Origin of the sequence: Variovorax sp. CCNWLW235, from assembly GCF_037204085.1 — a bacterium.
GTDB lineage: Bacteria > Pseudomonadota > Gammaproteobacteria > Burkholderiales > Burkholderiaceae_C > Variovorax.
Genome location: NZ_JBBCBW010000002.1, coordinates 54,821 through 79,640, shown reverse-complemented (window position 1 = coordinate 79,640; position 24,820 = coordinate 54,821). Strand labels below are relative to the sequence as shown.

At 65.1% G+C, this 24,820-nt stretch carries 24 protein-coding genes; 3 read left to right on the top strand and 21 right to left on the bottom strand.

Annotated features, from left to right (window positions below; genetic code table 11):
• Positions 1-23 precede the first annotated feature (23 nt).
• The 21 genes from mnhG to gyrA all read right to left on the bottom strand — a co-directional run bounded on the left by mnhG (position 24) and on the right by gyrA (position 22,409).
• Positions 24-389, bottom strand: a complete 366-nt coding sequence (mnhG, locus tag V9L21_RS02825; RefSeq protein WP_337308981.1) for a monovalent cation/H(+) antiporter subunit G — start codon at positions 387-389, stop codon at positions 24-26.
• Positions 386-664 (bottom strand): K+/H+ antiporter subunit F, encoded by a 279-nt coding sequence (locus tag V9L21_RS02820; protein ID WP_337308979.1) that lies wholly within the window; start codon positions 662-664, stop codon positions 386-388. The genes mnhG and V9L21_RS02820 overlap by 4 nt, the downstream gene beginning before the upstream one ends.
• The gene (locus V9L21_RS02815) at positions 661-1,152 is read right to left on the bottom strand and encodes a Na+/H+ antiporter subunit E (protein WP_337308977.1); all 492 of its coding nucleotides are present in this window, start codon (positions 1,150-1,152) and stop codon (positions 661-663) included. Before V9L21_RS02815 ends, V9L21_RS02820 begins: the two co-directional genes overlap by 4 nt.
• Positions 1,149-2,849: a monovalent cation/H+ antiporter subunit D gene (locus V9L21_RS02810; protein ID WP_337308976.1), complete on the bottom strand. Its 1,701-nt coding sequence runs from the start codon at positions 2,847-2,849 to the stop codon at positions 1,149-1,151. The genes V9L21_RS02815 and V9L21_RS02810 overlap by 4 nt, the downstream gene beginning before the upstream one ends.
• Positions 2,849-3,202 (bottom strand): Na+/H+ antiporter subunit C, encoded by a 354-nt coding sequence (locus V9L21_RS02805; protein ID WP_157612988.1) that lies wholly within the window; start codon positions 3,200-3,202, stop codon positions 2,849-2,851. Before V9L21_RS02805 ends, V9L21_RS02810 begins: the two co-directional genes overlap by 1 nt.
• On the bottom strand, positions 3,202-6,144 hold the full coding sequence (locus V9L21_RS02800) for a monovalent cation/H+ antiporter subunit A (RefSeq protein ID WP_337308974.1): 2,943 nt from the start codon (positions 6,142-6,144) through the stop codon (positions 3,202-3,204). Before V9L21_RS02800 ends, V9L21_RS02805 begins: the two co-directional genes overlap by 1 nt.
• An 82-nt stretch (positions 6,145-6,226) precedes the next feature.
• Positions 6,227-6,604: a fluoride efflux transporter CrcB gene (crcB, locus tag V9L21_RS02795; protein WP_337308972.1), complete on the bottom strand. Its 378-nt coding sequence runs from the start codon at positions 6,602-6,604 to the stop codon at positions 6,227-6,229.
• A gap of 30 nt (positions 6,605-6,634) precedes the next feature.
• Complete coding sequence (locus tag V9L21_RS02790; protein ID WP_337308971.1) at positions 6,635-7,936, bottom strand: TRAP transporter large permease; 1,302 nt, start codon at positions 7,934-7,936, stop codon at positions 6,635-6,637.
• Positions 7,929-8,438, bottom strand: coding sequence for a TRAP transporter small permease (locus V9L21_RS02785; protein WP_258505041.1), 510 nt, complete (start codon positions 8,436-8,438; stop codon positions 7,929-7,931). The genes V9L21_RS02790 and V9L21_RS02785 overlap by 8 nt, the downstream gene beginning before the upstream one ends.
• Before the next feature lie 21 nt (positions 8,439-8,459).
• A complete protein-coding gene (locus V9L21_RS02780) occupies positions 8,460-9,428 on the bottom strand; it encodes a TRAP transporter substrate-binding protein (protein WP_258505043.1) in 969 nt (322 codons plus the stop codon).
• Positions 9,429-9,637: 209 nt separating this feature from the next.
• A complete protein-coding gene (locus tag V9L21_RS02775; RefSeq protein ID WP_337308968.1) occupies positions 9,638-9,985 on the bottom strand; it encodes a ComEA family DNA-binding protein in 348 nt (115 codons plus the stop codon).
• A gap of 147 nt (positions 9,986-10,132) precedes the next feature.
• Positions 10,133-11,311: a lipopolysaccharide assembly protein LapB gene (lapB, locus tag V9L21_RS02770; RefSeq protein ID WP_337308966.1), complete on the bottom strand. Its 1,179-nt coding sequence runs from the start codon at positions 11,309-11,311 to the stop codon at positions 10,133-10,135.
• The gene (locus V9L21_RS02765) at positions 11,301-11,642 is read right to left on the bottom strand and encodes a LapA family protein (RefSeq protein ID WP_337308964.1); all 342 of its coding nucleotides are present in this window, start codon (positions 11,640-11,642) and stop codon (positions 11,301-11,303) included. The genes lapB and V9L21_RS02765 overlap by 11 nt, the downstream gene beginning before the upstream one ends.
• Before the next feature lie 49 nt (positions 11,643-11,691).
• Positions 11,692-12,018, bottom strand: a complete 327-nt coding sequence (locus V9L21_RS02760) for an integration host factor subunit beta (RefSeq protein ID WP_337308962.1) — start codon at positions 12,016-12,018, stop codon at positions 11,692-11,694.
• Positions 12,019-12,089: 71 nt separating this feature from the next.
• Positions 12,090-13,778 (bottom strand): 30S ribosomal protein S1, encoded by a 1,689-nt coding sequence (gene rpsA, locus V9L21_RS02755; protein ID WP_126747498.1) that lies wholly within the window; start codon positions 13,776-13,778, stop codon positions 12,090-12,092.
• Between the two features lie 204 nt (positions 13,779-13,982).
• Positions 13,983-15,995 (bottom strand): bifunctional 3-phosphoshikimate 1-carboxyvinyltransferase/cytidylate kinase, encoded by a 2,013-nt coding sequence (locus tag V9L21_RS02750; protein ID WP_337308960.1) that lies wholly within the window; start codon positions 15,993-15,995, stop codon positions 13,983-13,985.
• Position 15,996: 1 nt separating this feature from the next.
• A complete protein-coding gene (locus tag V9L21_RS02745) occupies positions 15,997-16,878 on the bottom strand; it encodes a prephenate dehydrogenase (RefSeq protein ID WP_337308958.1) in 882 nt (293 codons plus the stop codon).
• Between the two features lie 14 nt (positions 16,879-16,892).
• Positions 16,893-18,014: a prephenate dehydratase gene (gene pheA / locus V9L21_RS02740; RefSeq protein WP_157613000.1), complete on the bottom strand. Its 1,122-nt coding sequence runs from the start codon at positions 18,012-18,014 to the stop codon at positions 16,893-16,895.
• Positions 18,015-18,038: 24 nt separating this feature from the next.
• On the bottom strand, positions 18,039-19,178 hold the full coding sequence (gene serC, locus V9L21_RS02735) for a 3-phosphoserine/phosphohydroxythreonine transaminase (protein ID WP_337308956.1): 1,140 nt from the start codon (positions 19,176-19,178) through the stop codon (positions 18,039-18,041).
• 1 nt (position 19,179) lies between these two features.
• Positions 19,180-19,767 (bottom strand): DUF2059 domain-containing protein, encoded by a 588-nt coding sequence (locus tag V9L21_RS02730; protein ID WP_337308954.1) that lies wholly within the window; start codon positions 19,765-19,767, stop codon positions 19,180-19,182.
• A complete protein-coding gene (gene gyrA / locus V9L21_RS02725) occupies positions 19,764-22,409 on the bottom strand; it encodes a DNA gyrase subunit A (RefSeq protein ID WP_281149808.1) in 2,646 nt (881 codons plus the stop codon). Before gyrA ends, V9L21_RS02730 begins: the two co-directional genes overlap by 4 nt.
• Before the next feature lie 223 nt (positions 22,410-22,632).
• Between gyrA and ompA the strand changes: the two genes are divergently transcribed.
• The 3 genes from ompA to V9L21_RS02710 all read left to right on the top strand — a co-directional run bounded on the left by ompA (position 22,633) and on the right by V9L21_RS02710 (position 24,810).
• Complete coding sequence (gene ompA / locus V9L21_RS02720) at positions 22,633-23,286, top strand: outer membrane protein OmpA (RefSeq protein ID WP_337308952.1); 654 nt, start codon at positions 22,633-22,635, stop codon at positions 23,284-23,286.
• A 127-nt stretch (positions 23,287-23,413) separates the two neighbouring features.
• Positions 23,414-24,145, top strand: coding sequence for a bifunctional 2-polyprenyl-6-hydroxyphenol methylase/3-demethylubiquinol 3-O-methyltransferase UbiG (gene ubiG, locus V9L21_RS02715; RefSeq protein WP_337308950.1), 732 nt, complete (start codon positions 23,414-23,416; stop codon positions 24,143-24,145).
• Entirely contained in the window at positions 24,142-24,810 is a 669-nt protein-coding gene (locus V9L21_RS02710; RefSeq protein ID WP_337308948.1) for an HAD-IA family hydrolase, read from the top strand. Before ubiG ends, V9L21_RS02710 begins: the two co-directional genes overlap by 4 nt.
• The last annotated feature ends 10 nt before the right edge of the window (positions 24,811-24,820 follow it).

The window sequence follows — 24,820 nt, the reverse complement described above, 5'->3', positions numbered from 1 at the left end:
CCTGCGGGCCTTCCCTGCTCAGTTCAATTCAGCGGGCCCGACTTTGCCGCGGGTGGCACGTCGCCGCCTTTTTGCCGCTCGCGAAAGAGCGCCGCGCGCATCAGGAAGATGGTGGTGATCGGAGCCGTGAGCGCAATGAAGAGAACGATCAGCACGGCGTGCAGGAACAGGCTGTAGCCCTGCACCGAGAAATACACGATGGTGGCAATGGTCATGCACCACACGCCCACCGTGGCGCCGAGCGTGGGCGCATGAATGCGGCGGAAGAAGGTGGGCAGGCGTACCAGGCCGAAAGAGCCGATGGCGGCGAAGGCAGCGCCCAGAACGGCGAACACGGCGGTGACGATCTCGGCCCACAGCGGCAGCGGCCCTACGATGAAATCAGTCATTCGATGACCTCCCCGCGCAAGAGAAACTTGGCCATGGCCGTCGATCCGACAAAGCCGAACAGCGCAGTGAGCATGGCCGCTTCGAAATACACGTTGCTCGCATAGACGATGCCGAGCACCAGCATCATCAGCATGCCGTTGATGTAGAGGCAGTCCAGCGCCATCACGCGGTCTTGCGCGGTCGGCCCGACCAGCAGGCGGGCCATGGCGCAGAGCATGGCCACGGCCAGCAGCAGGAGTGCGAGCCTCAAGGCCCAGAAGAGTACAGGCGTCATGATTCGAAGATCTCCATCAGGGGCTGTTCGTAGCGCTGCTTGATCATGGCGACGAAGGCGGCTTCGTCGTCGACGTCGAACACGTGGATCAGCAGCACGCTGCTGTCGAACGAGATTTCTCCCCAGGCGGTGCCGGGCGTGAGGCACATGATCATGGCCAGTACGGCAAGCCCGTTCGGGTCGCGCAGATCGAGTGGCACGTTCACGAACTTCGATTCGATGCGCGATGTGCGGCGCGTGAGCAGCCGGCGCGCCACGAAGAGAGCCGATTGCAGCATGTCCGCCGTCGCCCGGCCCGTGAGCCGCAATGCGATCCAGGGCTTGCGCATGCGCACGGCGGCCGGCCGGAGGCCCTTGGTGAGCAGCGGCACCGCAATGGCCAGCACGGCGGCCGACGCCAGCGTGGCGGCCTCCAGCGACTGGTTGAGCAGGAGCCAGACGGCGAACAGCGCAATCGACAGCGGCGGCGAAGGAACCCAGCGCTTCATGGTGCCGTGCCCTTCTGCGCAGGCACGGGATTGGGCACCTGCCGTGCATTGAGCACCGCGTTGCGATACGCCGTGGGCGTGCGCAGCCCTTCGGCGGTGATGAGCGCGTGGCGCATGACGGGGCCCGCCCACACCGTCAGCGCTATGCAGGCGGCGAGCAGGCCGGCCACCGGCAGCACCTCGAGCGCGGGCAACGCGGGCATGGTGGGATGCGGCTGGGTCCAGAAATGGCGGATGCCGGTGCGGCTCAATGCAATCAGCGCCAGGAAGCCCGATGCGATGAGCAGCGCCAGAAAAATCCACGCCGGGGTCGAGGTGCCGCTGGTCACGAAGGCGCCGGAGAGCATCGCAAACTTGCCCACGAAGCCGGAGAACGGCGGCAGGCCCGCGAGCAGCAAGGTGCAGCCAATGAAGCTCAGGCCGAGAAACGCTACGCCGGCGGGAATGGCGCGACCATAGAGCGCCTGCGCCTCATCGTCGAGGTTCACGTCGTCCAGCACGCGCAGGTCTTCGGCGAGGAACGGCGCGTTGCCCGCCGCTTCGTGCGGCGCAACACTCATGCCGGCGTTGCGCCAGCGCTCGATCATGTCGATCAAGAGGAAGAAGGCGCTGACCGCGAGCGTGGAGCTCAGCAGGTAGTAGAGTGCGCCGGCCCATACGGCGGGCTCGCCGAGTCCCATGGCGGCCAGCAGCGTGCCCGCCGAGACCAGCACGCTGAAGCCCGCAAGATTGGAGAGCCGCTGCGTGCCGACGATGCCCATGGCGCCCGCGAACAGCGTGGCAAGCCCTATGGCGATGAGCGCCGATTGGCCGAACGCGGCCGAGGCGCCGGCGTCCGGTGCAAAGAGCAGCGTCCACAGCCGCAGCAGCGTGTAGATGCCGAGCTTGGTCAGCAGCGCGAAGACGGCGCCCACCGGCGACACCGCCGCGCTGTAGGCCGGCACCAGCCAGAAGTTGAGCGGCCATGCGCCGGCCTTCGCGAAGAACGCGGTCGCGAGGATGGCGGCCGCCGCATGCACCAGGCCGCGATCGGCCGGCGCGAGCTCGGCGATGCGCACGCTCAGGTCGGCCATGTTGAGCGTGCCTGTCACGCCGTAGAGCAACGCCGCGCCGATCAGGAAGAGAGACGAGGCGGCCAGGTTGATGGCGATGTAGTGCAGCCCGGCCTGCACACGCAGCCGGCCGGAGCCGTGCAGCAGCAGGCCGTAGGAGGCAGCGAGCATCACCTCGAAGAAGACGAAGAGGTTGAACAGGTCGCCGGTGAGAAAGGCGCCGTTCAGGCCCATGAGCTGCAGCTGCAGCAGCGGATGGAAATGCACGCCGGCCCGGTCCCAGCGCGAGGTGGAATAGATCGAGGCCGCGAACGCGACAACGCCGGTGAGCGCCACCATCATGGTCGACAGGCGGTCCGCCACCAGCACGATGCCGAAGGGCGCTTGCCAGTTGCCGGGCAGATAGACGCCGATGGAGCCCGGGCCGTCGCCGGTATCGGCTGCATTCACCCAGCGCAGCAGCGCCAGCGCTGCCAGCAGGCCGACCAGCCCCGAGACCACGCTCAGGGCCGACTTGGCGCGGCGCCGGCTTTCGCCGAGCAGCAGCATCAATGCCGCGGTGAGCAAGGGCACGAGGATCGGCACCGCCACAAGATGCGGCATGCTGAAGTCGAGCAGGCGGTCGAGCAGTTGAACCGGTTCCATCACTCGGCCGCCTCCTGCCGCTCTTCGCCGTCCACGTGGTCGGTGCCGGCCAGGCCGCGCGAGGCCAGCAGCACCACGAGGAACAGCGCCGTCATCGCAAAGCCGATCACGATGGCCGTGAGTACCAGCGCCTGCGGCATCGGGTCGGCGGTGTTGGCCAGCGTGGACGTGAAGCCCTTGACCAGCACGGGCTCGCTGTCGAGCTTGAGCCGTCCCATGCTGAAGATGAAGAGGTTGACCGCGTACGAGATGAGCGTGAGCCCCATGATCACCTGGAAGGTGCGGGGGCGCAGCAGCAGGTACACGCCCGAGCCGGTGAGCACGCCAATGGCGAGTGCGAGCACGATTTCCATCAGTGCACCCCCTCCACGGCTTCGGACTGGGCCTGTGCTTCCTTTTCGGCCTGTTCGTCGGCCCAGCGGTGGCTGCGTATCGACTGGTGGGCCAGCGCCGTAAGAATGAGCATGGTGGCGCCGAGCACCAGCGCGAACACGCCGATGTCGAAGAAGAGCGCGCTCGGTACATGCAGTTCGCCCAGCACCGGAAGGTGCAGGTGAGCGGTGTGCGTGGTCATGAACGGATAGCCGAAGACCACTGCGCCGCTACCTGTCACCAGCGCCAGCAGCAGGCCGACGGCGATCCAGCGGCGCGGATAGATGCGCAGGTGCTCTTCGACCCATTCGGTGCCCGAGACGATGAACTGCAGCAGCAGCGCCACCGACATCACCAGCCCCGCCACGAAGCCGCCGCCGGGCGCGTTGTGGCCGCGCATGAAGAAGTAGACCGCGACCAGCACCGCGAGCGGCAGCAGCAGCCGCACCAGCACGGCCGGCACCATCAGGTAGCCCACGGCGGTGTCCTTGGCGAGACGCGGGTTCAGCAGGTCGCTGCTGCCGTCGTCGGCCTGCAGGCGCTGCTGCACCGGCAGGGCCATCGATTCGCGCGCCGGACGGAAGCGGCGCAGCAGCGCATACACGGTGAGTGCCACCACGCCGAGCACCGTGATTTCGCCGAAGGTGTCGAAAGCGCGGAAGTCGACCAGCATCACGTTGACCACGTTGGTGCCGCCGCCCTCGGTGAGCGCGCGCTCCAGGAAGAAGGGCGAGATGCTCTGCGGAAATGGCCGCGTCATCATCACCCAGGCCAGCGCCGACATGCCGCCACCCGCGGCGGCCGCCACCAGCAGGTCGCGCCCGCGCCGGCCCCAGGGGCGCAGCCTGGCGCGCGCGGGCTGGATCGCGTCCTTGCTGCGCATCGGCAGCCAGCGAAGGCCCAGCAGGATCAGCACCGTGGTGACGGCTTCGACCACGAGCTGCGTCAGCGCAAGGTCGGGCGCCGAGAACCAGATGTAGGTGACCGAGCACACCAGGCCCGCGCCCGAGGCCAGCATTAGTGCCGCGAGCCTGTGGAACTTGGCCTGCCATGCCGCGGCCAGCGCGCAGACCCCGCCGATGAGCCATGTCATCGCGAACATCGTCGAGAAGGGCAGCAGCTCGCGGGCGCCGCGCGCCACGGGCGCGGTCCAGAGCGAAACCGCGGCGCCCGCAGCGGCCACTGCAATCAGCAGCAGCAACTGCGTTTGAAGGCGCCGCGTGCCCAGAACACGTCGGCTCCGGCGGCCGGCTTCGCTGAGTTGCGCGAGCAGGTGCTCGAAGATGACCTGCCCGTCGAAGCGGTGCAGCAGCGGCGTGTGCGCCAGGTCGCCGCGCGCGCGGCGGCGGCGCTGCGAGAGGTAGAGCGCCATGCCGCCGGCCAGCGCCACGAAGCTCATGGCCAACGGCAGGTTGAAGCCGTGCCACACGGCCAGGCTGTATTCAGGCAGCACGCCGCCGACCACCGGCGTGGCGGCAGCGGCCAAAAGCGGGCCGATGGACCAGGCCGGCGCGACGCCGACCACGAGGCACACCAGCACCAGCAGCTCGACCGGCACGCGCATCCAGTGCGGCGGCTCATGCGGCTGCCGCGGCACGTCGGGCCCGCAGGGCGGACCGAAGAACACGTCGAACACGAAGCGCGCCGAATAGGCCACGCTGAAGATGCCCGCCACCGTGGCAATGATCGGCAGGCTCACGTTGATCCAGGGCGTTGCCTGGATGAACACCGTCTCGGCGAAGAACATTTCCTTCGAGAGAAAGCCGTTGAGCAGCGGCACGCCGGCCATCGAAGCGCTTGCAATCACCGCCAGCGTGCCCGTGATCGGCATCAACCGCATCAGCCCGCTGAGCTTGCGGATGTCGCGCGTGCCGCTCTCGTGGTCGATGATGCCGGCCGCCATGAAAAGCGATGCCTTGAAGGTCGCATGGTTCATGACGTGGAACACCGCCGCCACCGCCGCGAGCGGGCTGTTGAGCCCGAGCAGCAGCGTGATGAGCCCCAGATGCGAGATGGTCGAGTAGGCCAGCAGCGCCTTCAGGTCGCGCTGGAACATGGCGATGAAACCGCCGAGCAGCAGCGTGATGGCGCCCGCGCCGCCCACCAGCCAGAACCACAGCTCGGTGCCCGACAGCACCGGCCACAGCCGCGCCATCAGGAACACGCCGAGCTTCACCATGGTGGCCGAATGCAGGTAGGCCGAAACCGGGGTGGGCGCCGCCATGGCGCGCGGCAGCCAGAAGTGGAACGGGAACTGCGCGCTCTTGGTAAAGGCGCCAAGCAGTATCAGCACCAGCGCGGCAGGGTAGAGCGCGTGCGCGCGAATCTCGTTGCCTGAAGCAAGCACCACGTCGAGCTCATAGCTGCCCGCAATGCGGCCCAGCACCAGCACGCCGGCCAGCAGGCAGAGCCCGCCGGCACCGGTGACGGTAAGCGCCATGCGTGCGCCGCGCCGCGCATCGCGCCGGTGATGCCAGTAGCCGATCAGCAGGAACGAGAACAGGCTGGTTAGCTCCCAGAACAGCACCAGCTGGATGAGGTTGCCCGAGAGCACCACGCCCATCATCGCGCCCATGAACGCGAGAAAGAACGAGAAGAAGCGCGGCACCGGGTCGGAGGCCGACATGTAGTAGCGCGCATAGAGCACCACCAGTGCGCCGATACCGAGCACCAGCATGCAGAACAGCCAGGCGAAGCCGTCCATGCGAAACACGAGATTGAGGCCGAGCTCCGGCAGCCACGCGATTTCCTGGCGCAGCACGTTGCCGTGTGCAATTTGCGGAAAGAACCATGCGGCCTGCACCGCACAGCCCAGCGCGACGAGCCCCGCCAGCGTCGACTCCCGGTTGCGCGCGTTCGACGGCATCAACGCGGCCAGCACGCTGGCAATGAAGGGGAGTGCGACGAGAAAGACCAGGGGCATTGCGGTCGATTCTATCGACCGGCCCTCTGGAGGGACCTTCTAGAAACCCGGGAACTCCGCGCGATTTAGGCGCGGTGCGACGTCAGGTGGCCAGGGCCTGAACGCTGCGGATGCCCAGCCAGGTGAAGAACAGGGAGCCGCCCAGATGTGCCGTTGCCGTGAGCAGCGCCACGCCCAGCCGGCCTTCGAGGAGCATGGTCACCACTTCGGCCGAAAAGCTCGAGAAAGTCGTGAGTCCGCCGAGGAAGCCGGTCACCAATGCGAGCCGCCAGACGGGGTCGAGATCGGGCAGCAACTGGAACGAGGCAATGGCCACGCCGATGAGGTAGCCCCCGATCAGGTTGGCGGCCAGGGTGCCCCACGGCATGAGCCCCCCGGCCCCGAACCAGAGCGCGAGGCCCCAGCGCGCCAGCGCGCCGACAGAGGCGCCGATGCAGATGGCGAGAATCGGAAGCAGCATCGGCCTATTGTCGGGGACGCTCGGCCCTGTTCATGGCGCCATTTGCTGAGGCAGCCAGGTGACCAGTTGCGGCACGAAGTAGATGATGAGCACGGCCACCACCATCAGCATGAACATCGGCAGCGTGACCCGGGCGATGTAGAGCAGGTCTTTTCCCGTCATGCCTTGCAGCACGAAGAGGTTGAAGCCCACCGGCGGCGTGATCTGCGCCATCTCGACCACCAGCACGACGAAGATGCCGAACCAGATCGGATCGATGCCGGCTGAGGTCACCGTCGGCATGATGACCCCCATGGTGAGCACCACCATCGAGATGCCGTCGAGGAAGCAGCCCAGCACGACGTAGAAAACCGCGAGCATCACGATCAGCTGGAACTTGGAGAGCCCGAGCGAACCGATCCACTCGGCCAGGTGCCGCGGCAGGCCGATGTAGCCCATGGCGAGCGTGAGAAAGGCCGCACCCGCGAGGATCAGCGCCATCATGCAGTAGAGCCGCGTGGCACCGAGCAGCGCTTCCTTGAAGCTGTGCCAACTGAGCGAGCCCTGCGCGGCCGAGATGATCATGGCGCCCACGACACCCACCGCCGCCGCTTCGGTGGCCGTGGCAATGCCCGCGTAGATGGAGCCGAGCACCGACAGGATCAGCAGCGCGACCGGAATCAGCGAGAGCGATGCCCGCAGTTTCTCCATGAAGGGCAGCTTGGCGTCGGCCGGCGGAATGCGGTCGGGATGGCGCAACGACCAGAAAACGATGTACCCCGAGAACAGCAGCGCGAGCAGGATGCCGGGGATCACGCCTGCGATGAACAGGCGTGCGATGGACACGTCGGCGCTCACGCCGTAGACGATCATGATGATCGAAGGCGGAATCAAGAGGCCCAGCGTGCCGGCCCCGGCCAGCGTGCCGATGACCATATCGTCGGGGTAGCCGCGGCGCTTGAGCTCGGGCAGGCTCATCTTGCCGATGGTGGCGCAGGTGGCCGCGCTGGAGCCCGACACCGCCGCGAACACCGCGCAGCCCACCACGTTGGTGTGCAGCAGCCGGCCCGGAAGGCTTTGCATCCAGGGCGCGAGGCCCTTGAACATGTCCTGCGAAAGCCGCGTGCGGAACAGGATCTCGCCCATCCATATGAACAGCGGCAGCGCGGTGAGCGTCCAGCTCGAGGCCGAGCCCCAGATGGTCACGGCCATGGCGTCGCCCGCAGGGCGCGACGAGAAAACCTGCATGGCGATCCACGCCACGCCGGAGAGCGTGAGACCGATCCACACGCCGCTGCCCAGAATCAGGAAGAGCGCGGCAATCAGCAGGCCTGCAACGGCAATGTCACTCATGGCGCAAGGCCTCCGTTTCGACCGGCTTGGCCGGTCTTCCGCGCCACTCGATCACGAACTCGTCGAAAGCCGCGATGGCGAACACCAGCGCGCCGACGGCCATCGAGAGCTGCGGCAGCCACAGCGGGGTGGCGTCGTTGCCCGTGGAAATGTCGTGGAAGTCGTAGGACTGGTAGACCAGCCGCGCGCTGTACCAGGCGAACAGCAGTGCGAGCAGGGCGCCCGCGCCCATGGCCCAGCGCTCGAGCCAGCGCTGCGCGGCCGGAGGCAGGTTCTGCAGCACCAGGGTCACGCGAATATGCTCGCCGCGCTTGAGCGTGTGCGCGAGCGCAAGAAACCCGGCACCGGCCATCAGGTAGCCCGCATAGGCATCGATGCCCGGAATGTTGAAGTGAAGCTGCCGGCCGATGATGGAGAGCAGCACCATCACCAGCAGGCCGATCATGAAAAGCGCCGCCAGGGCGGCGGCGCTGTTGTACAGGAAATCGAGAGTCTTTCGCATCGCAAGCTGTTCGGCGATGCGTCACATCTTCTTGTAGGCGTCGACCACCGCCTGGCCGTCGGGGCCGGCCTTTTCGATCCACTCCTTGAGCATGGTGTCGCCGACCTTCTTCATGTCGGATTTGAGCGCGGCGGAAGGCACATGAACCGTCATGCCATTCTTCTTGAGCAGGTCGAGGTACTCGATATTCTTCTTCTTCGAGACTTCCCAGCCGCGCTTCTCCGCATCGGCGGCCGCCTTCAACACGGCGTCCTGCGTGGGCTTGTCGAGCGCGTCGAAGGCCTTCTTGTTCATGAGCAGCGCGTTCTTGGGCAGCCAGGCTTGCGTGTCGTAGAAGTTCTTGATGTATTCGTAGGTCTTGGTGTCATACCCGGTGGAACCGGACGACATGTACGACTCGATCACGCCGGTGGCCATGGCTTGCGACAGTTCGGCCTGCTGCACGGTGACCGGCTGTGCGCCGACGAGCTCGCCGATGCGCGCGGTGGCGGGGCTGTAGGCGCGCCACTTCACGCCCTTGAGATCGGCGGCCGATGCGATTTCCTTTTTCACGAAGATGCCTTGCGGCGGCCAGGCCACTGCGTAGAGCAGCACGATGCCCTGTTCGGCCAGCTTCTTCTCGAGCACGGGCTTTTGCGCCTGGTACAGCTTCCAGGCGGCGTCGTAGCTGTCCGCAAGGAACGGAATGCCGTCGGCACCGAACATCTGCCATTCGTTCTGGTAGTTGACCAGCAGGATCTCGCCGAGTTGCGCCTGGCCTCCTTGGACCGCGCGCTTGATTTCGGGTGCCTTGAACAGCGAGGCGTTGGCATGCACCGTGATCTTGAGCTTGCCGCCGCTGGCCTTGTCGACGTCGCTGGCGAACTGCACGTTGTTCTCGGTGTGGAAGTTGCTCGCCGGGTAGGCGGTGGGCAGATCCCACTTGGTTTGCGCGAAGGCTGCGGCGCCGAGGGTGAGACCAGCGAGGGCAATACCGAACTTGTGATTCATGAGCGCTCCGGAACGTATGAAAGTGAAAACGAAAGCGAGCATACGTGCAAATTCCGGGCCACTCCTGAGGCATTTCCCTGCCACGCGGCTTGGTGCCGTGGCCATTTTGGTGTTGCGGCGCGCACAAAAAAGCCGCCTTGCGGCGGCTTCGTTCATCGCGTTGCCAGGTGCCGCGAGCGCGGCACCGGCGGGCGGACCTGCGAACGCGATCAGGGCTTGGCAGGCTTCGCGTCGGCAGCGGTTGCCTTCACGGGCTTGGCTGCCTTGGCCGTGGCCGGCGCGCTGGCTTGGCCACCGAAGGCCTGGCCGTTCACCGTGAGACCTTCGGCCGACAACTTTTCTGCCTTCTTTTCTTTCACGCCTTTGATGCGCTGCATGAAGTCGGGCCAGTCCTTGAACTCGCCTTCCTTGCGGGCGTCGAGGATGCGCTTGGACATTGCGGGCCCGACGCCCTTGATGCCGTCGAGATCGGCGGCCGTGCCCTTGTTGACGTCGACCGCGGCGAACGAGGCAACCGCAAACAGCATGGCCATGGTGGCCAGGATTTTCTTGAACATGTTCGAACTCCCTGATTTGTTGATTTGACTGTTTGCCGGCGGAGGTGCCGGCTCGCGTTCAACGAGTGCAGGGAAAGGGGCGTTGACGGCCTCGCGTGCTGCAAGGCCCCTGGTGACCATTGTTCCGAACCATGTTCGGAACGTTGCTCAGAGTTCTTCGACGCGGCGCGGCGGATAGCTGTCCCAGGCCTGACAGCCGGGGCAGTGCCAGAAGTACTGGTGCGCCTCGAAGCCGCATGCGGCGCAGCGATAGCGCATGAGCGGACGGGTGGCCTGGTCGAGCGCGCGCTGCACTTGAGGGTGGAACTGCTCGTGCTCGAAGCGCTCGCCGGCTAGCCAGCGCGAGGCGGCGACCAGCGAGGGTTGTTGGGCGAGATGCGCGATGTAGCCGTCGCGCGGCGCGAGCGGTTGGCCATCGGCCGCCGGAACCGCCGCGGTCGGCGAGCCACCGAGCGCCATCAGCGCCTCGAGAACGTCGATCGACGGCGAATCGGCATAGCGCCGTTGCAGCAGTGCAAGCGCTTCGCCTTCGCGGTGCGCGGCAACGGCGGCTTGCTGCAGTGCCGGCGCATACAGCGGCAGCGCGAGCGGTGCGGTGTCGCTCAACGCAAGGAGGGTGTCGAAGGCTGCGGTTGCCTCGCCGTTGCGCAGTTGCAGCGTGGCCGAATCGATGGCCGGGCGCGGTGCCTGCGGCGCCAGTGCCACGGCTTCGGAGAGCAGCCGGCTGGCCGCGGCCAGGTCGCCGGCTGCCGCTTGTTCGGCGGCTTGCTCGCACAGGTGGTGTGCCCGTCGCGTGCTGTAGCTCGCCTGGTCCGACTCATCGAGTTTCTGCGCCACGTCGGCGGCCTGTGTCCATTCGCGCGAGCGTTCGTAGATGGCCAGCAACGCCAGTCGTGCTTCGTTCTCGTAGCGCGTGCCTTCGAGCTTTTGCAGCGCCGCCTCAGCGCGGTCGAGCAGCCCGGCGCGCAGGAAGTCTTGCGCGAGTGCGTGCTGTGCGCGCTCCCGGTCGGCGCGGCTCAAGTCGCCGCGGCCCAGCAGGTGTTCATGCACACGCACGGCGCGCTGGTATTCGCCGCGCCGGCGGAACAGGTTGCCGAGCGCGAAGTGCAGCTCTTGCGTATCGGGGTCGTTCTGCACGGCCTCGATGAAGGCATCGATGGCCTGGTCTTGTTGCTCGTTGAGCAGGAAATTGAGGCCGCGGAAATAAGCCTTGGGGGCTTGCCTGTTCTCTAGCTTGAGTTGCCGGATGTCGAAGCGCGATGCGAGCCAGCCCAGCACAAAGGCGACGGGCAAGCTGATCAGCAGCCAGCTGGGATCAAAGTCCATGTTGACGTACGGCGGGAAGGTCGGTGGCGGAGATGGAGGGTGCCGGCACAGGCGCGGTGGCGAGCGCCGACCCGGCCGTTGCCGGGGTTTGCTGCGGCGTGGAAGGCTGCTGGGCCGCCGCGGCGGCGCGGTGCTTCCACCATCCGGGCAGCATGCCGAGCGCTCCCACCACGAGTCCGCCGGCGAAGGCTGCGAGCACGACAAGCACCAGCGGCGCGCGCCAGTGGGTGCCGAAGAAGAAATAGACGGTCGCGTCGTGCTGGTTGTTCAGCGCGAAGGCGAAAAGCGTAAAAAAAATGGCTGCCTTGAGCAGCCACAGGAGGTATTTCATAGCCATTCCCGTTGCCGGGAGCATTCTACGTTTGCATCATCCATGCGGATCAGGCCTTGCTGCCCCTGGCGTCCTTGCTGCCGCCGAGTTCGGCGGTCTTTGCATCGACCGCTTCGCGCAGCGCCTTGCCCGGCTTGAAATGCGGCACCCGCTTTTCGGGAATCTGGACGCTTTCACCCGAACGCGGGTTGCGGCCGATGCGCGGCGGACGCCGGCTGACCGAAAAGCTGCCGAAACCGCGGATCTCGATGCGATGCCCGCGCACCAGCGCGTCGCTCATTGCGTCGAGGATGGTCTTGACGGCGTATTCGGCATCGCGGTGCGTCAGCTGCGCAAAGCGCGCTGCGAGTTCTTCGACGAGGTCAGAGCGGGTCATAGGCCAAACAAAAACGTGGACGAAAAAAAAGACAGAGCGGCCCCAGGGCCTGCTCTGTCTTCTGGCTCAGCTTACTTGCTGTCGTTGTTGTCGAGCTTGGCGCGCAGCAGGGCGCCCAGGCTCGTCGTGCCCGCGTTTTCGCGTGCCGACTGCTGGCTCAGGTTGGCCATGGCGCCTTGTTCGTCGACCATGTCCTTCTGCTTGATCGACAGCTGGATGTTGCGGGTCTTGCGATCCACGTTCAGCACGATGGCAGTGACTTCGTCGCCTTCCTTCAGCACGTTGCGGGCATCTTCGACGCGGTCGCGCGAGATTTCGGAAGCACGCAGGTAGCCGAGGATGTCTTCGCCGAGGTCGATTTCAGCGCCGCGGGCGTCAACCGTCTTGACCTTGCCGGTCACGATCTGGCCCTTGTCGTTCACCGTGGTGAACGTGGTGAACGGATCGCTGTCGAGCTGCTTGATGCCCAGGCTGATGCGCTCGCGGTCGACGTCGACTGCCAGCACGATGGCTTCGACTTCCTGGCCCTTCTTGTAGTTGCGAACGGCGGTTTCGCCGGCTTCGTTCCACGAGAGGTCCGAGAGGTGAACCAGGCCGTCGATGCCGGCAGCCAGACCCACGAACACGCCGAAGTCGGTGATCGACTTGATCGGGCCCTTGACGCGGTCGCCGCGCTTGGTGTTTTGCGCGAATTCTTGCCACGGGTTGGCCTTGCACTGCTTCATGCCCAGGCTGATGCGGCGCTTGTCTTCGTCGATTTCGAGGACCATGACTTCGACTTCGTCGCCCAGCGAGACGATCTTGTTCGGAGCGATGTTCTTGTTGGTCCAGTCCATTTCGGAGACGTGCACCAGGCCTTCGATGCCGGGTTCGAGTTCGACGAACGCGCCGTAGTCGGCAATGTTCGTGACCTTGCCGAACAGGCGGGTCGATTGCGGGTAGCGGCGCGAAACGCCCATCCACGGATCGTCGCCCATTTGCTTCAGACCCAGCGAGACACGGTTCTTTTCGGTGTCGAACTTGAGGATCTTGGCGGTGATTTCCTGGCCGGCCTGAACGACTTCGCTCGGGTGGCGGACACGGCGCCATGCCATGTCGGTGATGTGCAGCAGGCCGTCGATGCCGCCGAGGTCGACGAACGCACCGTATTCGGTGATGTTCTTGACGACACCGCGCACGACTGCGCCTTCCTTCAGGGTTTCCATCAGCTTGGCGCGCTCTTCGCCCATGCTGGCTTCGACCACGGCACGGCGCGACAGCACGACGTTGTTGCGCTTGCGGTCGAGCTTGATGACCTTGAATTCCATGGTCTTGTTTTCGTACGGCGTCAGATCCTTGATCGGACGCGTATCGATCAGCGAGCCCGGCAGGAATGCGCGGATGCCGTTGACGAGCACCGTGAGGCCGCCCTTGACCTTGCCGCTGGTGGTGCCGGTGACGAAGTCGCCGGATTCCAGGGCCTTCTCGAGCGCGAGCCACGAGGCCAGACGCTTGGCGGTGTCGCGCGAGAGGATGGTGTCGCCGTAGCCGTTTTCAACGCTGCCGATGGCAACGGAAACGAAATCGCCGGCCTGGACTTCGAGTTCGCCCTTGTCGTTCTTGAACTCCTCGATCGGCACGTACGCTTCGGACTTGAGGCCAGCGTTGACGACGACGTGGTTGTGTTCGACACGCACGACTTCAGCCGTGATGACCTCGCCGGTGCGCATTTCGGAACGCTTCAGGGACTCTTCGAATAGGTCGGCAAAAGATTCAGACATTTATGGTTCCTTCCGTCAGGCAGGGTTGGCAGGCGCTCATGCGAAATTGCGTGCGGCTGCTGTGGGTCTGGAGACGGCGGTTTTGTGGGCTTTTTGGATATAAACCCGGGTTGGTTGAACAACCAGCCGGCCGGTGCGCTGTCGCGCGAGAAGAGCCTGCTGGAGCGGTATGCGCCACCCGGAACACCCGGCTGGCGCGAGCCTTCAAGCGGACTTGAAAGGCTGTACTTGCTGCCACCAGTTCAACACCGTATCGATCGATTGCTCGATGGACAGCTGGGAGTTGTCGAGGTGGCGCGCATCCTGCGCCGGCTTGAGAGGTGCAACGCTGCGGGACGAGTCCCTGGCGTCGCGCGCTTCCAAGTCGGAGCGAAGACTGTCAAGTGTAGTCGAAATACCCTTTGAAATCAACTGCTTATGCCGGCGCTCGGCCCGCTGGGCGGCGCTGGCCGTCAGGAACACCTTGAGCTCTGCGTCGGGGAATATCACGGTGCCCATGTCGCGCCCGTCGGCCACGAGGCCGGGAAGCTGTCGAAACTGCTGCTGCAGGGCTAAAAGTGCCTCGCGCACCGCGGGGAGCGTGGAAACGCGCGAGGCGTCCATGCCCGCGGCTTCGGTGCGGATTTCATCGCTCACGTCTTCGCCGGCCAGCAGGACCTTGCCCTCGGCAAAGTGCAGGGGCAAGGTGCGTGCCATGGCGGCAATCTGTGCTTCGTGCTGCGAATCGGCGCTAAGCCCGGCGCGCCGCATCGCCAGGCCGGTGACGCGGTAGAGCGAGCCGGAATCCAGGTAGTGGTAGCCCAGCAGGCGCGCCACCTCGGCGGCGAGAGTGCCCTTGCCCGAGGCGGTGGGGCCGTCGATGCAGATCGCGGGTATTTCCGTGGCCTCGGCGACCGAGAACAGGGTTTCGAAGTAGTCCGGAAAGGTCTTGGCGACGCAATGCGGCTCGAGAATGCGCACCGGCACCCGGGCCGGGTTGAACGCCGCGAGCGAGAAGCACATCGCCACGCGATGGTCGTCGTAGGTGCGGATGGCGGCAGCCTGCCAATCGGCCGGCGCGAGCGGATGCACCCGGATGAAATCGGGGCCGGATTCAACGGTGGCGCCGAGCTTTCTCAGCTCGTTGGCCATGGCGTCGATGCGATCGGTTTCCTTGACCCGCCAGCTCGCAATATTGCGCAAGGTGCTCGGGCCGTCGGCATAGAGCGCCATCACGGCCAGCGTCATCGCGGCATCGGGAATGTGGTTGGCGTCCAGGTCAATGGCCTTGAGCGGCCAGGCGCCGCGGCGCACTTCGAGCCAGTTGGGCCCGCTGTCGACCTGCGCGCCCATTTGCCGAGCCGCGTCGATGAAGCGGATGTCGCCCTGGATCGAATCGGCACCCACGCCTTCGATCCGGATGCCGTTGTGGCCGGAATTGCCGGCGGCAATGGCCCCGAGCGCTATGAAATAGCTGGCGGAGGACGCGTCAGCCTCGACGTGGATGTCGCCCGGCGAGCTGTAGCTGCTGCCGGCCGGAATGGTGAAGCGCTCCCAGCCATCGCGTCGCACCGTGATGCCGAAGCGCGCGAGCAGGTTCAGCGTGATCTCGATATACGGCTTGGAGATGAGCTCGCCCACCACCTCGATGACGATGTCCTTGCGGGCTGCCAAGGGCAAGGCCAGCAGCAGGGCGGTGAGAAACTGGCTCGACACATCGCCGCGTACGCGGATGGGCGCATCGAGCACCAGCGCACCGTGATCGACCGGGCTGATGCGCAGCGGCGGATAACCGGGGTTGCCGAGGTAGTCGATGCGGCAGCCGAGCTGGGTCAGCGCATCGACGAGATCGCCGATCGGCCGCTCATGCATGCGCGGGACGCCGCTCAGTTCGAAATCACCGCCGAGCAGCGACAGCGCCGCGGTCAGCGGGCGCATCGCGGTGCCGGCGTTGCCGAGGAAAAGCGGAAGCAGCTGGCCTTTGGACTTCAATTGCCCGCCGATGCCGGTCACGCGCAGCGTGCTGCCCGCGGCGTCGATGCCGCAGCCAAGCGCGCGCAGCGCATCGAGCATCACGCGGGTGTCGTCGGAGTCGAGCAGGTCGTGAATGGTGGTGGTGCCGCTCGCGAGCGCGGCCAGCAGCAGCACGCGGTTCGAAATGCTCTTGGAGCCCGGCAACTGCACGGTACCCGCGGCCGCGGCCAGCGGGGGAATGTCGAGGAATGCCGTCGAGAACATGTCAGGAGTCCTGGGAGGCGTCTGTGTTGGGCTGCCAGGCGGCGCGCGCCTTTTTTGCGGCGGCAATCGACTGTTCCAGCGCCTGGGCGTCGGCCGCGCCCATCAGTGCCTCGAGGTCCAGCAGCGCCTTGCGAAAGGCCTGCGATTGCAGCAGCACCTGCTCGCGGTTGGCAAGCAGCACGTCGCGCCACATCACCGGGTCGCTGGCGGCAATGCGCGAAAAATCGCGAAAACCGGGTCCGGCAAGGCTCAGGAAGCGGTCGCCCTGCGGCTGCGCGATGAGGGCGTTGACGTAGGCAAAGGCCAGCAGGTGCGGCAGATGGCTCACGGCCGCGAAGGCGCTGTCGTGCTCCTCGTGGGTCATGGTGACCACGTTGGCGCCGATACCGCTCCAGAGCTGCGAGGCCCGCTGCACGTTGGAACGCAGCGTCGCCTTCACGGGTGTCAGCACGACCTTGCGGCCGGCGTAAAGCGAAGCCTCGGCGTGTTCGATGCCCGACACCTCCTTGCCGGCGATCGGGTGGGCCGGAACGAAGTTGGCGAACTGGCTTTGCAGGCCGTTGCGCGCGGCTTCGATCACGTCGCCCTTGGTCGAACCGACGTCCATGACCAGCGTGTCGCTCGACATGCCGTGGCGGATGGCCCTGAAGGTGGCTTCCGACGCAGCCACCGGCACCGCGAGCAGCACCAGGTCTGCCCCTGAGACCGCAAGCAGCGCCGAGGGCGCCACCACGTCGATAACGCCGAGCTGGCGGGCCCGCTCGGTGGTGGAGGGCGACTTGCTGTAGCCGACGACCCGTTTCACAAGCTTTGCGCGCTTGAGCGCAAGCGCAAAGGAGCCGCCCATGAGGCCGCAGCCGATCAATCCCAATTGCTCGAACATGGTGCGCGTCCGGCTCAGGCTTTGACGGGGTAGGCGCCAAGCACCTTGTAGAAGGCGCAGAGGCCGCGCAGTTCGGCCAGTGCCGCGGCCACATTGGGCTGCGAAGGATGGCCGTCGAGGTCGATGTAGAAGTAGTACTCCCACTGGCCAGTGCGCGCGGGGCGCGACTCGAAACGGGTCATGGACACGTTGTTGAGCTTCAGCGGCACCAGCAGGTCGTGCACGGCGCCGGGACGGTTGGGTACGGAAACGATCAGGCTCGTGCAATCGCGCCCCGATGCGGGCGGCATCGCCAGCGTCTGCGGCAGGCAGATCACGGAAAAGCGGGTGCGGTTGTACGAGTCGTCCTGGATCGCGTGCGCAACGATGTGCAGGCCGAAGCGGGTGGCGGCGCGTTCGCCGGCCAACGCAGCCCAGGCCGGGTTGGTGGCCGCGAGCCGCGCGCCTTCGGCGTTGCTCGAGACCGCGCGCCGCTCCGCGTTGGGCAGGTGCTTCGAAAGCCAGGTCTGGCACTGCGCGAGCGCTTGCGGATGGGCGAGCACCGCTTCCACGCCGTCGAGCGTGTTGCTGCTGCGCAGGAGATGGTGCCGCACCAGCAGGCTGACCTCGCCGACCACGTGGGTGGGCGAATGCAGGAACAGGTCGAGCGAACGCGTGACGACGCCTTCGGTGGAATTTTCGACGCCCACCACGCCGTATTGGGCGCTGCCGGCCGCCGTGGCGTGAAACACCTCGTCGAAGCTGGCGCAGTAGATGAGGTCGGCGGCGCCGCCGAAGTATTCGATGGCGGCCTGCTCGCAGAAAGTGCCCTCGGGGCCGAGCACGGCAACGCGCTGGGGCGACTCGAGCGCCAGGCAGGCCGACATGATCTCGCGCCAGATGGCCGCCACATGCAGGTCCTTGAGCGGGCCGGCATTGCTTTTCTGCATCTTCTCGATGACCTGGGCCACGCGGTCGGGGCGGAAAAACGGCGTGCCTTCGCGTTTCTTGACCTCGCCGACCAGCTCTGCCACGTGGGCCCGCTCATTGAGCAGGCTGAGCAGTTGCTGGTCGAGCGAATCGATCTGCACGCGCAGACCGGCAAGGCTTTCGGAGTTGTCGGGAGAAGAGGGCGGTGTTGGAGCGGAGGCGGTCATCGGTGCGAGCAGCTGGGCATGCGCCTAGGCATGCGATCGCTCGAATTCTCGCATGTAGCTCACAAGTGCCTGTACGCCTTCAAGCGGCATGGCGTTGTAGATGCTCGCGCGCATGCCGCCGACCGACTTGTGGCCCTTGAGCTGCAGCAGGCCGGCTTCCCGGGCGCCAGCCAGAAAGGCGTCGTTGCGGCTTTCGTCGGCGAGGAAGAAGGGCACGTTCATGCGCGAACGGCAGCTCGGGTCGATCTTGTTCACGTAGAACGAAGAGGCGTCGATGAACCCGTACAGCAGGTTCGCCTTGGCGATGTTGCGCTGTTCGATGGCGGCCACGCCCGTGAGCGCGCCTTCGGTCTGCTGCAGCAGCCACTGGAAAGTGAGCCCGGCCATGTAGATGCCCCACGTTGGCGGGGTGTTGTACATGGACTTGTTGTCGGCCACGATCTTGTAGTTGAACGCACTCGGGCAGATTTCGAGCGCATGGCCGAGCAGGTCGTCGCGCACGATCACGAGCGTGAGGCCGGCCGGCCCGAGGTTCTTTTGCGCGCCGCCGAATGCAAGGCCGACGCGGCTCCAGTCGACGCTGCGCGAGGCCACGTGCGACGAGAAGTCGATGACCAGCGGCGCGTTGCTGCCAAGGGCCGCAAGATCGGGCAACTGCTGGAACTCGATGCCGTTGATCGTCTCGTTGGTGCACAGGTGCACGTACGAGGCGTCCTGGCTCAGCTGCCAGGTCGAGGGATCTGGTAGCTTGGTGTGATGGTCGCCTGCGTTGCTTGCGGCGACGTGTGCAGTGCAATAGCGCTGCGCTTCTTTCTGGGACTTGATGCTCCAGCTGCCGGTGATCACGAAGTCGGCGGTTTTTCCGCGCGACAGGTTCATCGGCACGATGGCGTTTTCGCCGAGCCCGCCACCCTGCATAAACAGGATGTGGAAGTTCTCGGGCACAGCCAGCAGCGTGCGGATGTCGGCTTCGGCCTGCGTGCAGATCGCGCCGAACTCCTTGCCGCGATGGCTCATCTCCATCACGCTCATTCCGCTGCCCTGCCAGTCGAGCATTTCGGAGGCGGCGCGTTGCAGCACCGCCTCCGGCATGGCGGCCGGACCTGCGGAAAAATTGAACGGACGCGTGCCGGCGGGCTTGGGCTGCTGCTGCTGCTCTGTCACGTCACTTCTTGGCGGGAGCCTTGGCCGGGGCCTTGGCGGGAGCGGCGCCTTGCTGGCCGCCGGTGGGCGCACCCAGTGCCTTGGCCACGTTTTCGTCGAGCGCACGCATCTTCGGTTCGATGGTGGCGCGCGTTTCGGTCACGAGCTTTTCGGTCAGCGCGGTCTGCATCTTGGGGTTGAGTTCCTGATACTTCTTGCTGAGCGGCGAGTTGATCCAGGCCAGCAGCTGCTTGAGCTCGTCTTCGGTGAAGTTCTGCTCGAGCAGCGGGGTCAGTGCGACGGGTGCCAGCTGCACGGCCTTGTCGCGCACGATCGGGTAGGCGTCGTCGAAGTACTTCTTGAGCTCGGCGTCGGCAGCCTTGGCGGCCGATTCGCGCTTGGCTTCGGGCACCTGCGTTTGCAGGTACTGCGAGCCGGCCTGGGCAATCGGGGCGCTCGATTGCTCGACCAGGCCGCGTGCCAGCGACTCGATGCCGGGGCGCTGTACGTCGATGAACTGCTTGATAAGCGCGGCTTTGTCCTGGGCCATGGCGGCCATCGAGCTGCCAGCCAGGGCGACAGTCAGAAGTGCGAGCTTGAATTTTTTCACTGAGGGTTCTCCGTTGAAGATGTGGAAGTATCGTCTGCGCCCGGCTCGATCTCGCCGTTGGCGTCGTTTTCGACGATACGCTGTAGCCCGCTTAGTTTGGCGCCTTCGTCGAGCCCGATCAGCGTGACGCCTTGCGTTGCGCGACCTAGTTCACGAATCTCGGCAACCCGGGTGCGCACAAGCACGCCCTTGTCGGTGATGAGCATGATCTCATCGTCCGCATGTACGAGGGTGGCGGCAACGACCTTGCCGTTGCGCTCGCTCTGTTGAATCGCAATCATGCCTTTGGTTCCGCGGCCATGACGCGTGTACTCGGTAATGCTTGTACGCTTTCCGTAACCATTTTCGGTGGCGGTGAGCACGCTTTGCTGCTCGTCCTCGGCCACCAGCATGGCGATGACGCCTTGCCCCGGGTCGAGCGACATGCCGCGCACGCCGCGCGCATTGCGGCCCAGCGGTCGCACGTCTTCTTCGTCGAAGCGCACGGCCTTGCCGCCGTCGCTGAACAGCATCACGTCGTGCTTGCCATCGGTGAGCGCCGCGCCGATGAGGTAGTCGCCTTCATCGAGGTTCACGGCAATGATGCCGCCCTTGCGGGGGTTGTTGAATTCGTCGAGCGTGGTCTTCTTGACCGTGCCCATCGAGGTTGCCATGAACACGTACTGGTCGGCCGGGAAGTTGCGCTTCTCGCCGGTGAGCGCGAGCGCCACGTTGATCTTCTCGCCTTCCTGCAGCGGGAACATGTTGACGATGGGCCGGCCGCGTGAACCGCGGGAGCCCGCGGGCACTTCCCACACCTTGAGCCAGTACAGCCGGCCGCGGTTGGAGAAGCACAGGATGTAGTCGTGCGTATTGGCAATGAAGAGCTGGTCGATCCAGTCGTCTTCCTTGGTCACGGTGGCCTGCTTGCCGCGGCCGCCGCGCTTTTGCGCACGGTACTCGTTCAGCGGCTGGCTCTTGATGTAGCCGCTGTGCGAAAGCGTGACCACCATGTCGGTGGGCGTGATCAGGTCTTCGGTCGAGAGATCGTAGGCGCTGTGCTCGACCAGGCTGCGGCGCGCGCCGAGCTTCGACTGGCCGAACTCCTGCTTGATGGTGCCGAGCTCTTCGCCAATGATGACCGAGACGCGTTCGGGCTTGGCCAGGATGTCGAGCAGGTCGTCGATCTCCGCCATGACCTCTTTGTATTCGGCAACGATCTTGTCCTGCTCGAGGCCGGTGAGGCGTTGCAGGCGCATCTGCAGGATTTCTTGCGCCTGGGTTTCCGACAGGCGATAGAGGCCGTCAGAGCCCATGCCGAATTCGCGTTCCAGGCCTTCAGGGCGGTAGTCGTCGGCATTGACCACGCCGCCGTCGGCGCGCGAACGCGTGAGCATCTCGCGCACCAGCTTGCTGTCCCAGCTGCGGGTCATCAGCTCGGCCTTGGCAACCGGAGGAGTGGGCGACTCGCGGATGATGCGGATGAATTCGTCGATGTTGGCCAGCGCCACCGCCAGGCCTTCGAGCACGTGGCCGCGCTCGCGGGCCTTGCGCAGCGTGAAAACGGTGCGGCGCGTGACCACTTCGCGGCGGTGCTGCAGGAAGACCTCGATCAGGTCCTTCAGGTTGCACAGCTTCGGCTGGCCGTCGACCAGCGCCACCATGTTGATGCCGAAGGTGTCCTGCAGCTGCGTCTGCTTGTAGAGGTTGTTGAGCACCACCTCGGGCACTTCGCCGCGCTTGAGCTCGATCACCAGGCGCATGCCTGACTTGTCGGACTCGTCCTGGATGTGGCTGATGCCTTCGATCTTCTTCTCGTGCACCAACTCGGCCATGCGCTCCTGCAGCGTCTTCTTGTTGACCTGGTAGGGGAGCTCGTCGACGATGATCGCCTGGCGCTGGCCGCGGTCGATGTCCTCGAAGTGGCACTTGGCGCGCATGACCACCTTGCCGCGGCCGGTGCGATAGCCGTCTCTCACGCCGTTGATGCCGTAGATGATGCCGGCCGTCGGGAAGTCGGGCGCCGGCACGATTTCCATCAGCTCGTCGATGGTGGCCTGCGGATTGCGCAGCATGTGCAGGCAGGCATCCACCACCTCATTGAGATTGTGCGGCGGAATATTGGTGGCCATGCCCACCGCAATACCGCCAGAGCCATTCACCAGCAAATTAGGCAGTTTGCTCGGCAGGACCTTCGGTTCTTTTTCGGAACCATCGTAATTGTCTTGAAAATCGACCGTTTCCTTGTCGATATCGGCCAGCATTTCGTGCGCAATTTTTGCGAGCCGGATTTCCGTATACCGCATTGCGGCTGCGTTGTCTCCGTCGACCGAGCCGAAGTTACCTTGTCCGTCCACCAGCATATGGCGCATGGAAAAGTCCTGCGCCAGCCGCACGATGGTGTCGTAGACCGACTGGTCGCCGTGCGGGTGGTACTTACCGATCACGTCGCCCACGATGCGGGCGGACTTCTTATATGCGCGGTTCCAGTCGTTGTTGAGCTCGTGCATGGCGTACAGCACGCGCCGGTGCACGGGCTTGAGGCCGTCGCGGGCATCGGGAAGCGCTCGGCCCACGATCACGCTCATGGCGTAATCGAGATAGCTGCTGCGCATTTCCTCTTCAAGACTGATGGGCAGGGTTTCTTTGGCGAAGGAGGTCATGGGCGAGAGGCTGGCGGCAGAAGGCGGAATTTTACGCTGTGAGGGGTGTCGTACCGCCGCAACACAAGGCCGCTATTCCGCCTCCGTCCTACGCTTCAGGGGGGCGCTGCGGGCTGTTTGCCAAAGACCCTATGGCACAATCGCCTCAACGTTTTGGGTGGTGGTCACTTAAAGCGTCCTTGATTCGCAGCGCGGCTGCGGCTTTTTCCCCAAGAGGAGAACCATGAAGAAACTGAATAAAGTGGCGATGATGTTTGCAGTCGCTGCGCTCGCCACTGCCGCCGGCGCGCAGACCCGTGTCACCGCTGCGAATGGCGGTCCTACGATCGACAACTGGCAAAACGGCACCGGCGAACTGGTTTGGAAGAACGGCACGAACGAACTGTGCTGGCGTGATGCCAACTGGACGCCGGCTACCGCCGCCGCCGGTTGCGACGGTGCTCTGGTTCCGGCAGCTCCCGCTGCAGTGGCTCCCACCCCGGGCGCCCCGACTCCTACGCCTGCTCCTCAAGTCGCTGCCTCGAAGGTTACCTTCGCTGCTGACGCATTCTTCGACTTCGACAAGTCGGTCCTCAAGCCCGAAGGTCGCGCTAAGCTGACCGACCTGGTCTCGAAGATCCGTGACGTCAACCTGGAAGTGATCATTGCCGTGGGTCACACCGACTCGATCGGTTCTGACTCCTACAACCAGCGTCTGTCGGTGCGCCGTGCCGAAGCTGTCAAGGCCTTCCTGGTCTCGCGCGGCATCGAACGCAACCGCGTCTACACCGAAGGCAAGGGCGAGAAGCAGCCTGTTGCGGACAACCGCACCAAGGAAGGCCGCGCCAAGAACCGCCGCGTGGAAATCGAAGTGGTCGGCACCCGCGCCACCCGCTGATTCGATTGAATCGCTAAAAGAAAACCCCGCCTCGGCGGGGTTTTTTTATGCCTGTCGAATTCCTCCGGGCGGCTCTTGAGCATCTTTCCGGTACTCGCCGGTGCAATCTCCGTTTCATAATCAGGGCATGACAGATAACGTGAATGCCGATCCGGCGGAACTTGCCAAGTTTTCCGAACTTGCTCATCGCTGGTGGGATTTGGACAGTGAATTCCGCCCGCTCCACGAAATCAATCCGCTTCGCCTCGAATGGATTGACGGTATTGCGCCGATTTCGCAGCGCAAGGTGCTCGATATTGGCTGCGGCGGAGGAATCCTTGCCGATTCAATGGCCCGAAAAGGTGCCGACGTGCTGGGCATCGACTTGGCGAGCAAAGCGCTCAAGGTCGCCAAGCTGCATGCGCTCGAGGTCGGAACGAAGGGTGTCAAATACCGCGAAGTCAGTGCCGAGGCATTGGCCGCAGAGCAACCGGGCAGTTTCGACGTCGTGACCTGCATGGAAATGCTCGAACACGTGCCGGAGCCCGCTTCGATCGTTCAGGCCTGCGCCACCTTGGTCAAGCCTGGCGGCTGGGTGTTCTTTTCCACCATCAACCGCAATCTGAAGTCCTTCATGCTGGCGATCGTCGGCGCCGAATACGTCCTGGGCATGTTGCCGCGCGGCACGCACGAGTATGCAAAGCTGATCCGGCCCAGCGAACTCGCAGCCCATTGCCGCGCCGCCGGGCTCGACTTGCGGCATACACGAGGCATGGAGCACAACCCGTTGACGCGGCGCTACTGGCTCAGTGGCGACACCAGCGTCAACTATATGCTCGCAACGCAAAAACCGGCTTCGGCGACAGGATCTCAAGCGTGACGGGCGCAGCAGTGCAAGCCGTGCTGTTCGACCTGGACGGCACGCTGATCGACAGCGCGCCCGACCTCGGCGCCGCGGCCGACAAGATGCGAACAGACCGCGGTCTTGAGTCGTACCCGCTGGAGCGCTACCGCTACATGGCGGGCGCCGGCGCGAGGGGCATGCTCGGCGTCGCCTTCGGCATCACGCCCGACGCACCGGAATTTCCTGAGCTGAGGGAAGAGTTCTTCGTCGCTTATGAAAACCGAATGCTGCTCAACACGCACGTGTTCGACGGCGTCCAGGCGCTCATCGACGCCATCCGCGCGCGCGGGCTGGCGTGGGGCGTGGTCACCAACAAGTCGGCAAGGTTTACCGATCCGCTGACCCGCGCCATTCCTCTTTTTGGCAGCGCCGGCGCCATCGTGAGCGGCGACACGACGCCGTTTTCCAAGCCGCACCCAGAGCCCTTGCATGAAGCGGCGCGCCGGCTTGGAATCCCGTCGAGTGCCTGCATCTATGTGGGAGACGACGAGCGCGACATCATTGCGGGCCGTGCCGCAGGCATGAAAACCATAGCGGCAACCTACGGCTACATGGGGCCGCAGGCCGACGCCACCCTCTGGGAGGCGGACGCCGCGATTTCTTCGCCCCTGGAGCTCTTGCAGTTTCTCAACCCGGCCTAAAATACGAGTC

Bases quoted from the DNA above. Each gene is read 5' to 3' on its own strand.
- mnhG (WP_337308981.1), bottom strand. From the start codon at position 389: ATGACTGATTTCATCGTAGGGCCGCTGCCGCTGTGGGCCGAGATCGTC.
- V9L21_RS02820 (WP_337308979.1), bottom strand. From the start codon at position 664: ATGACGCCTGTACTCTTCTGGGCCTTGAGGCTCGCACTCCTGCTGCTG.
- V9L21_RS02815 (WP_337308977.1), bottom strand. From the start codon at position 1,152: ATGAAGCGCTGGGTTCCTTCGCCGCCGCTGTCGATTGCGCTGTTCGCC.
- V9L21_RS02810 (WP_337308976.1), bottom strand. From the start codon at position 2,849: ATGGAACCGGTTCAACTGCTCGACCGCCTGCTCGACTTCAGCATGCCG.
- V9L21_RS02805 (WP_157612988.1), bottom strand. From the start codon at position 3,202: ATGGAAATCGTGCTCGCACTCGCCATTGGCGTGCTCACCGGCTCGGGC.
- V9L21_RS02800 (WP_337308974.1), bottom strand. From the start codon at position 6,144: ATGCCCCTGGTCTTTCTCGTCGCACTCCCCTTCATTGCCAGCGTGCTG.
- crcB (WP_337308972.1), bottom strand. From the start codon at position 6,604: ATGCTGCTTCCGATTCTCGCCATCTGCATCGGCGCCTCTGTCGGCGCG.
- V9L21_RS02790 (WP_337308971.1), bottom strand. From the start codon at position 7,936: ATGAGTGACATTGCCGTTGCAGGCCTGCTGATTGCCGCGCTCTTCCTG.
- V9L21_RS02785 (WP_258505041.1), bottom strand. From the start codon at position 8,438: ATGCGAAAGACTCTCGATTTCCTGTACAACAGCGCCGCCGCCCTGGCG.
- V9L21_RS02780 (WP_258505043.1), bottom strand. From the start codon at position 9,428: ATGAATCACAAGTTCGGTATTGCCCTCGCTGGTCTCACCCTCGGCGCC.
- V9L21_RS02775 (WP_337308968.1), bottom strand. From the start codon at position 9,985: ATGTTCAAGAAAATCCTGGCCACCATGGCCATGCTGTTTGCGGTTGCC.
- lapB (WP_337308966.1), bottom strand. From the start codon at position 11,311: ATGGACTTTGATCCCAGCTGGCTGCTGATCAGCTTGCCCGTCGCCTTT.
- V9L21_RS02765 (WP_337308964.1), bottom strand. From the start codon at position 11,642: ATGAAATACCTCCTGTGGCTGCTCAAGGCAGCCATTTTTTTTACGCTT.
- V9L21_RS02760 (WP_337308962.1), bottom strand. From the start codon at position 12,018: ATGACCCGCTCTGACCTCGTCGAAGAACTCGCAGCGCGCTTTGCGCAG.
- rpsA (WP_126747498.1), bottom strand. From the start codon at position 13,778: ATGTCTGAATCTTTTGCCGACCTATTCGAAGAGTCCCTGAAGCGTTCC.
- V9L21_RS02750 (WP_337308960.1), bottom strand. From the start codon at position 15,995: ATGTTCTCGACGGCATTCCTCGACATTCCCCCGCTGGCCGCGGCCGCG.
- V9L21_RS02745 (WP_337308958.1), bottom strand. From the start codon at position 16,878: ATGTTCGAGCAATTGGGATTGATCGGCTGCGGCCTCATGGGCGGCTCC.
- pheA (WP_157613000.1), bottom strand. From the start codon at position 18,014: ATGACCGCCTCCGCTCCAACACCGCCCTCTTCTCCCGACAACTCCGAA.
- gyrA (WP_281149808.1), bottom strand. From the start codon at position 22,409: ATGACCTCCTTCGCCAAAGAAACCCTGCCCATCAGTCTTGAAGAGGAA.
- ompA (WP_337308952.1), top strand. From the start codon at position 22,633: ATGAAGAAACTGAATAAAGTGGCGATGATGTTTGCAGTCGCTGCGCTC.
- ubiG (WP_337308950.1), top strand. From the start codon at position 23,414: ATGACAGATAACGTGAATGCCGATCCGGCGGAACTTGCCAAGTTTTCC.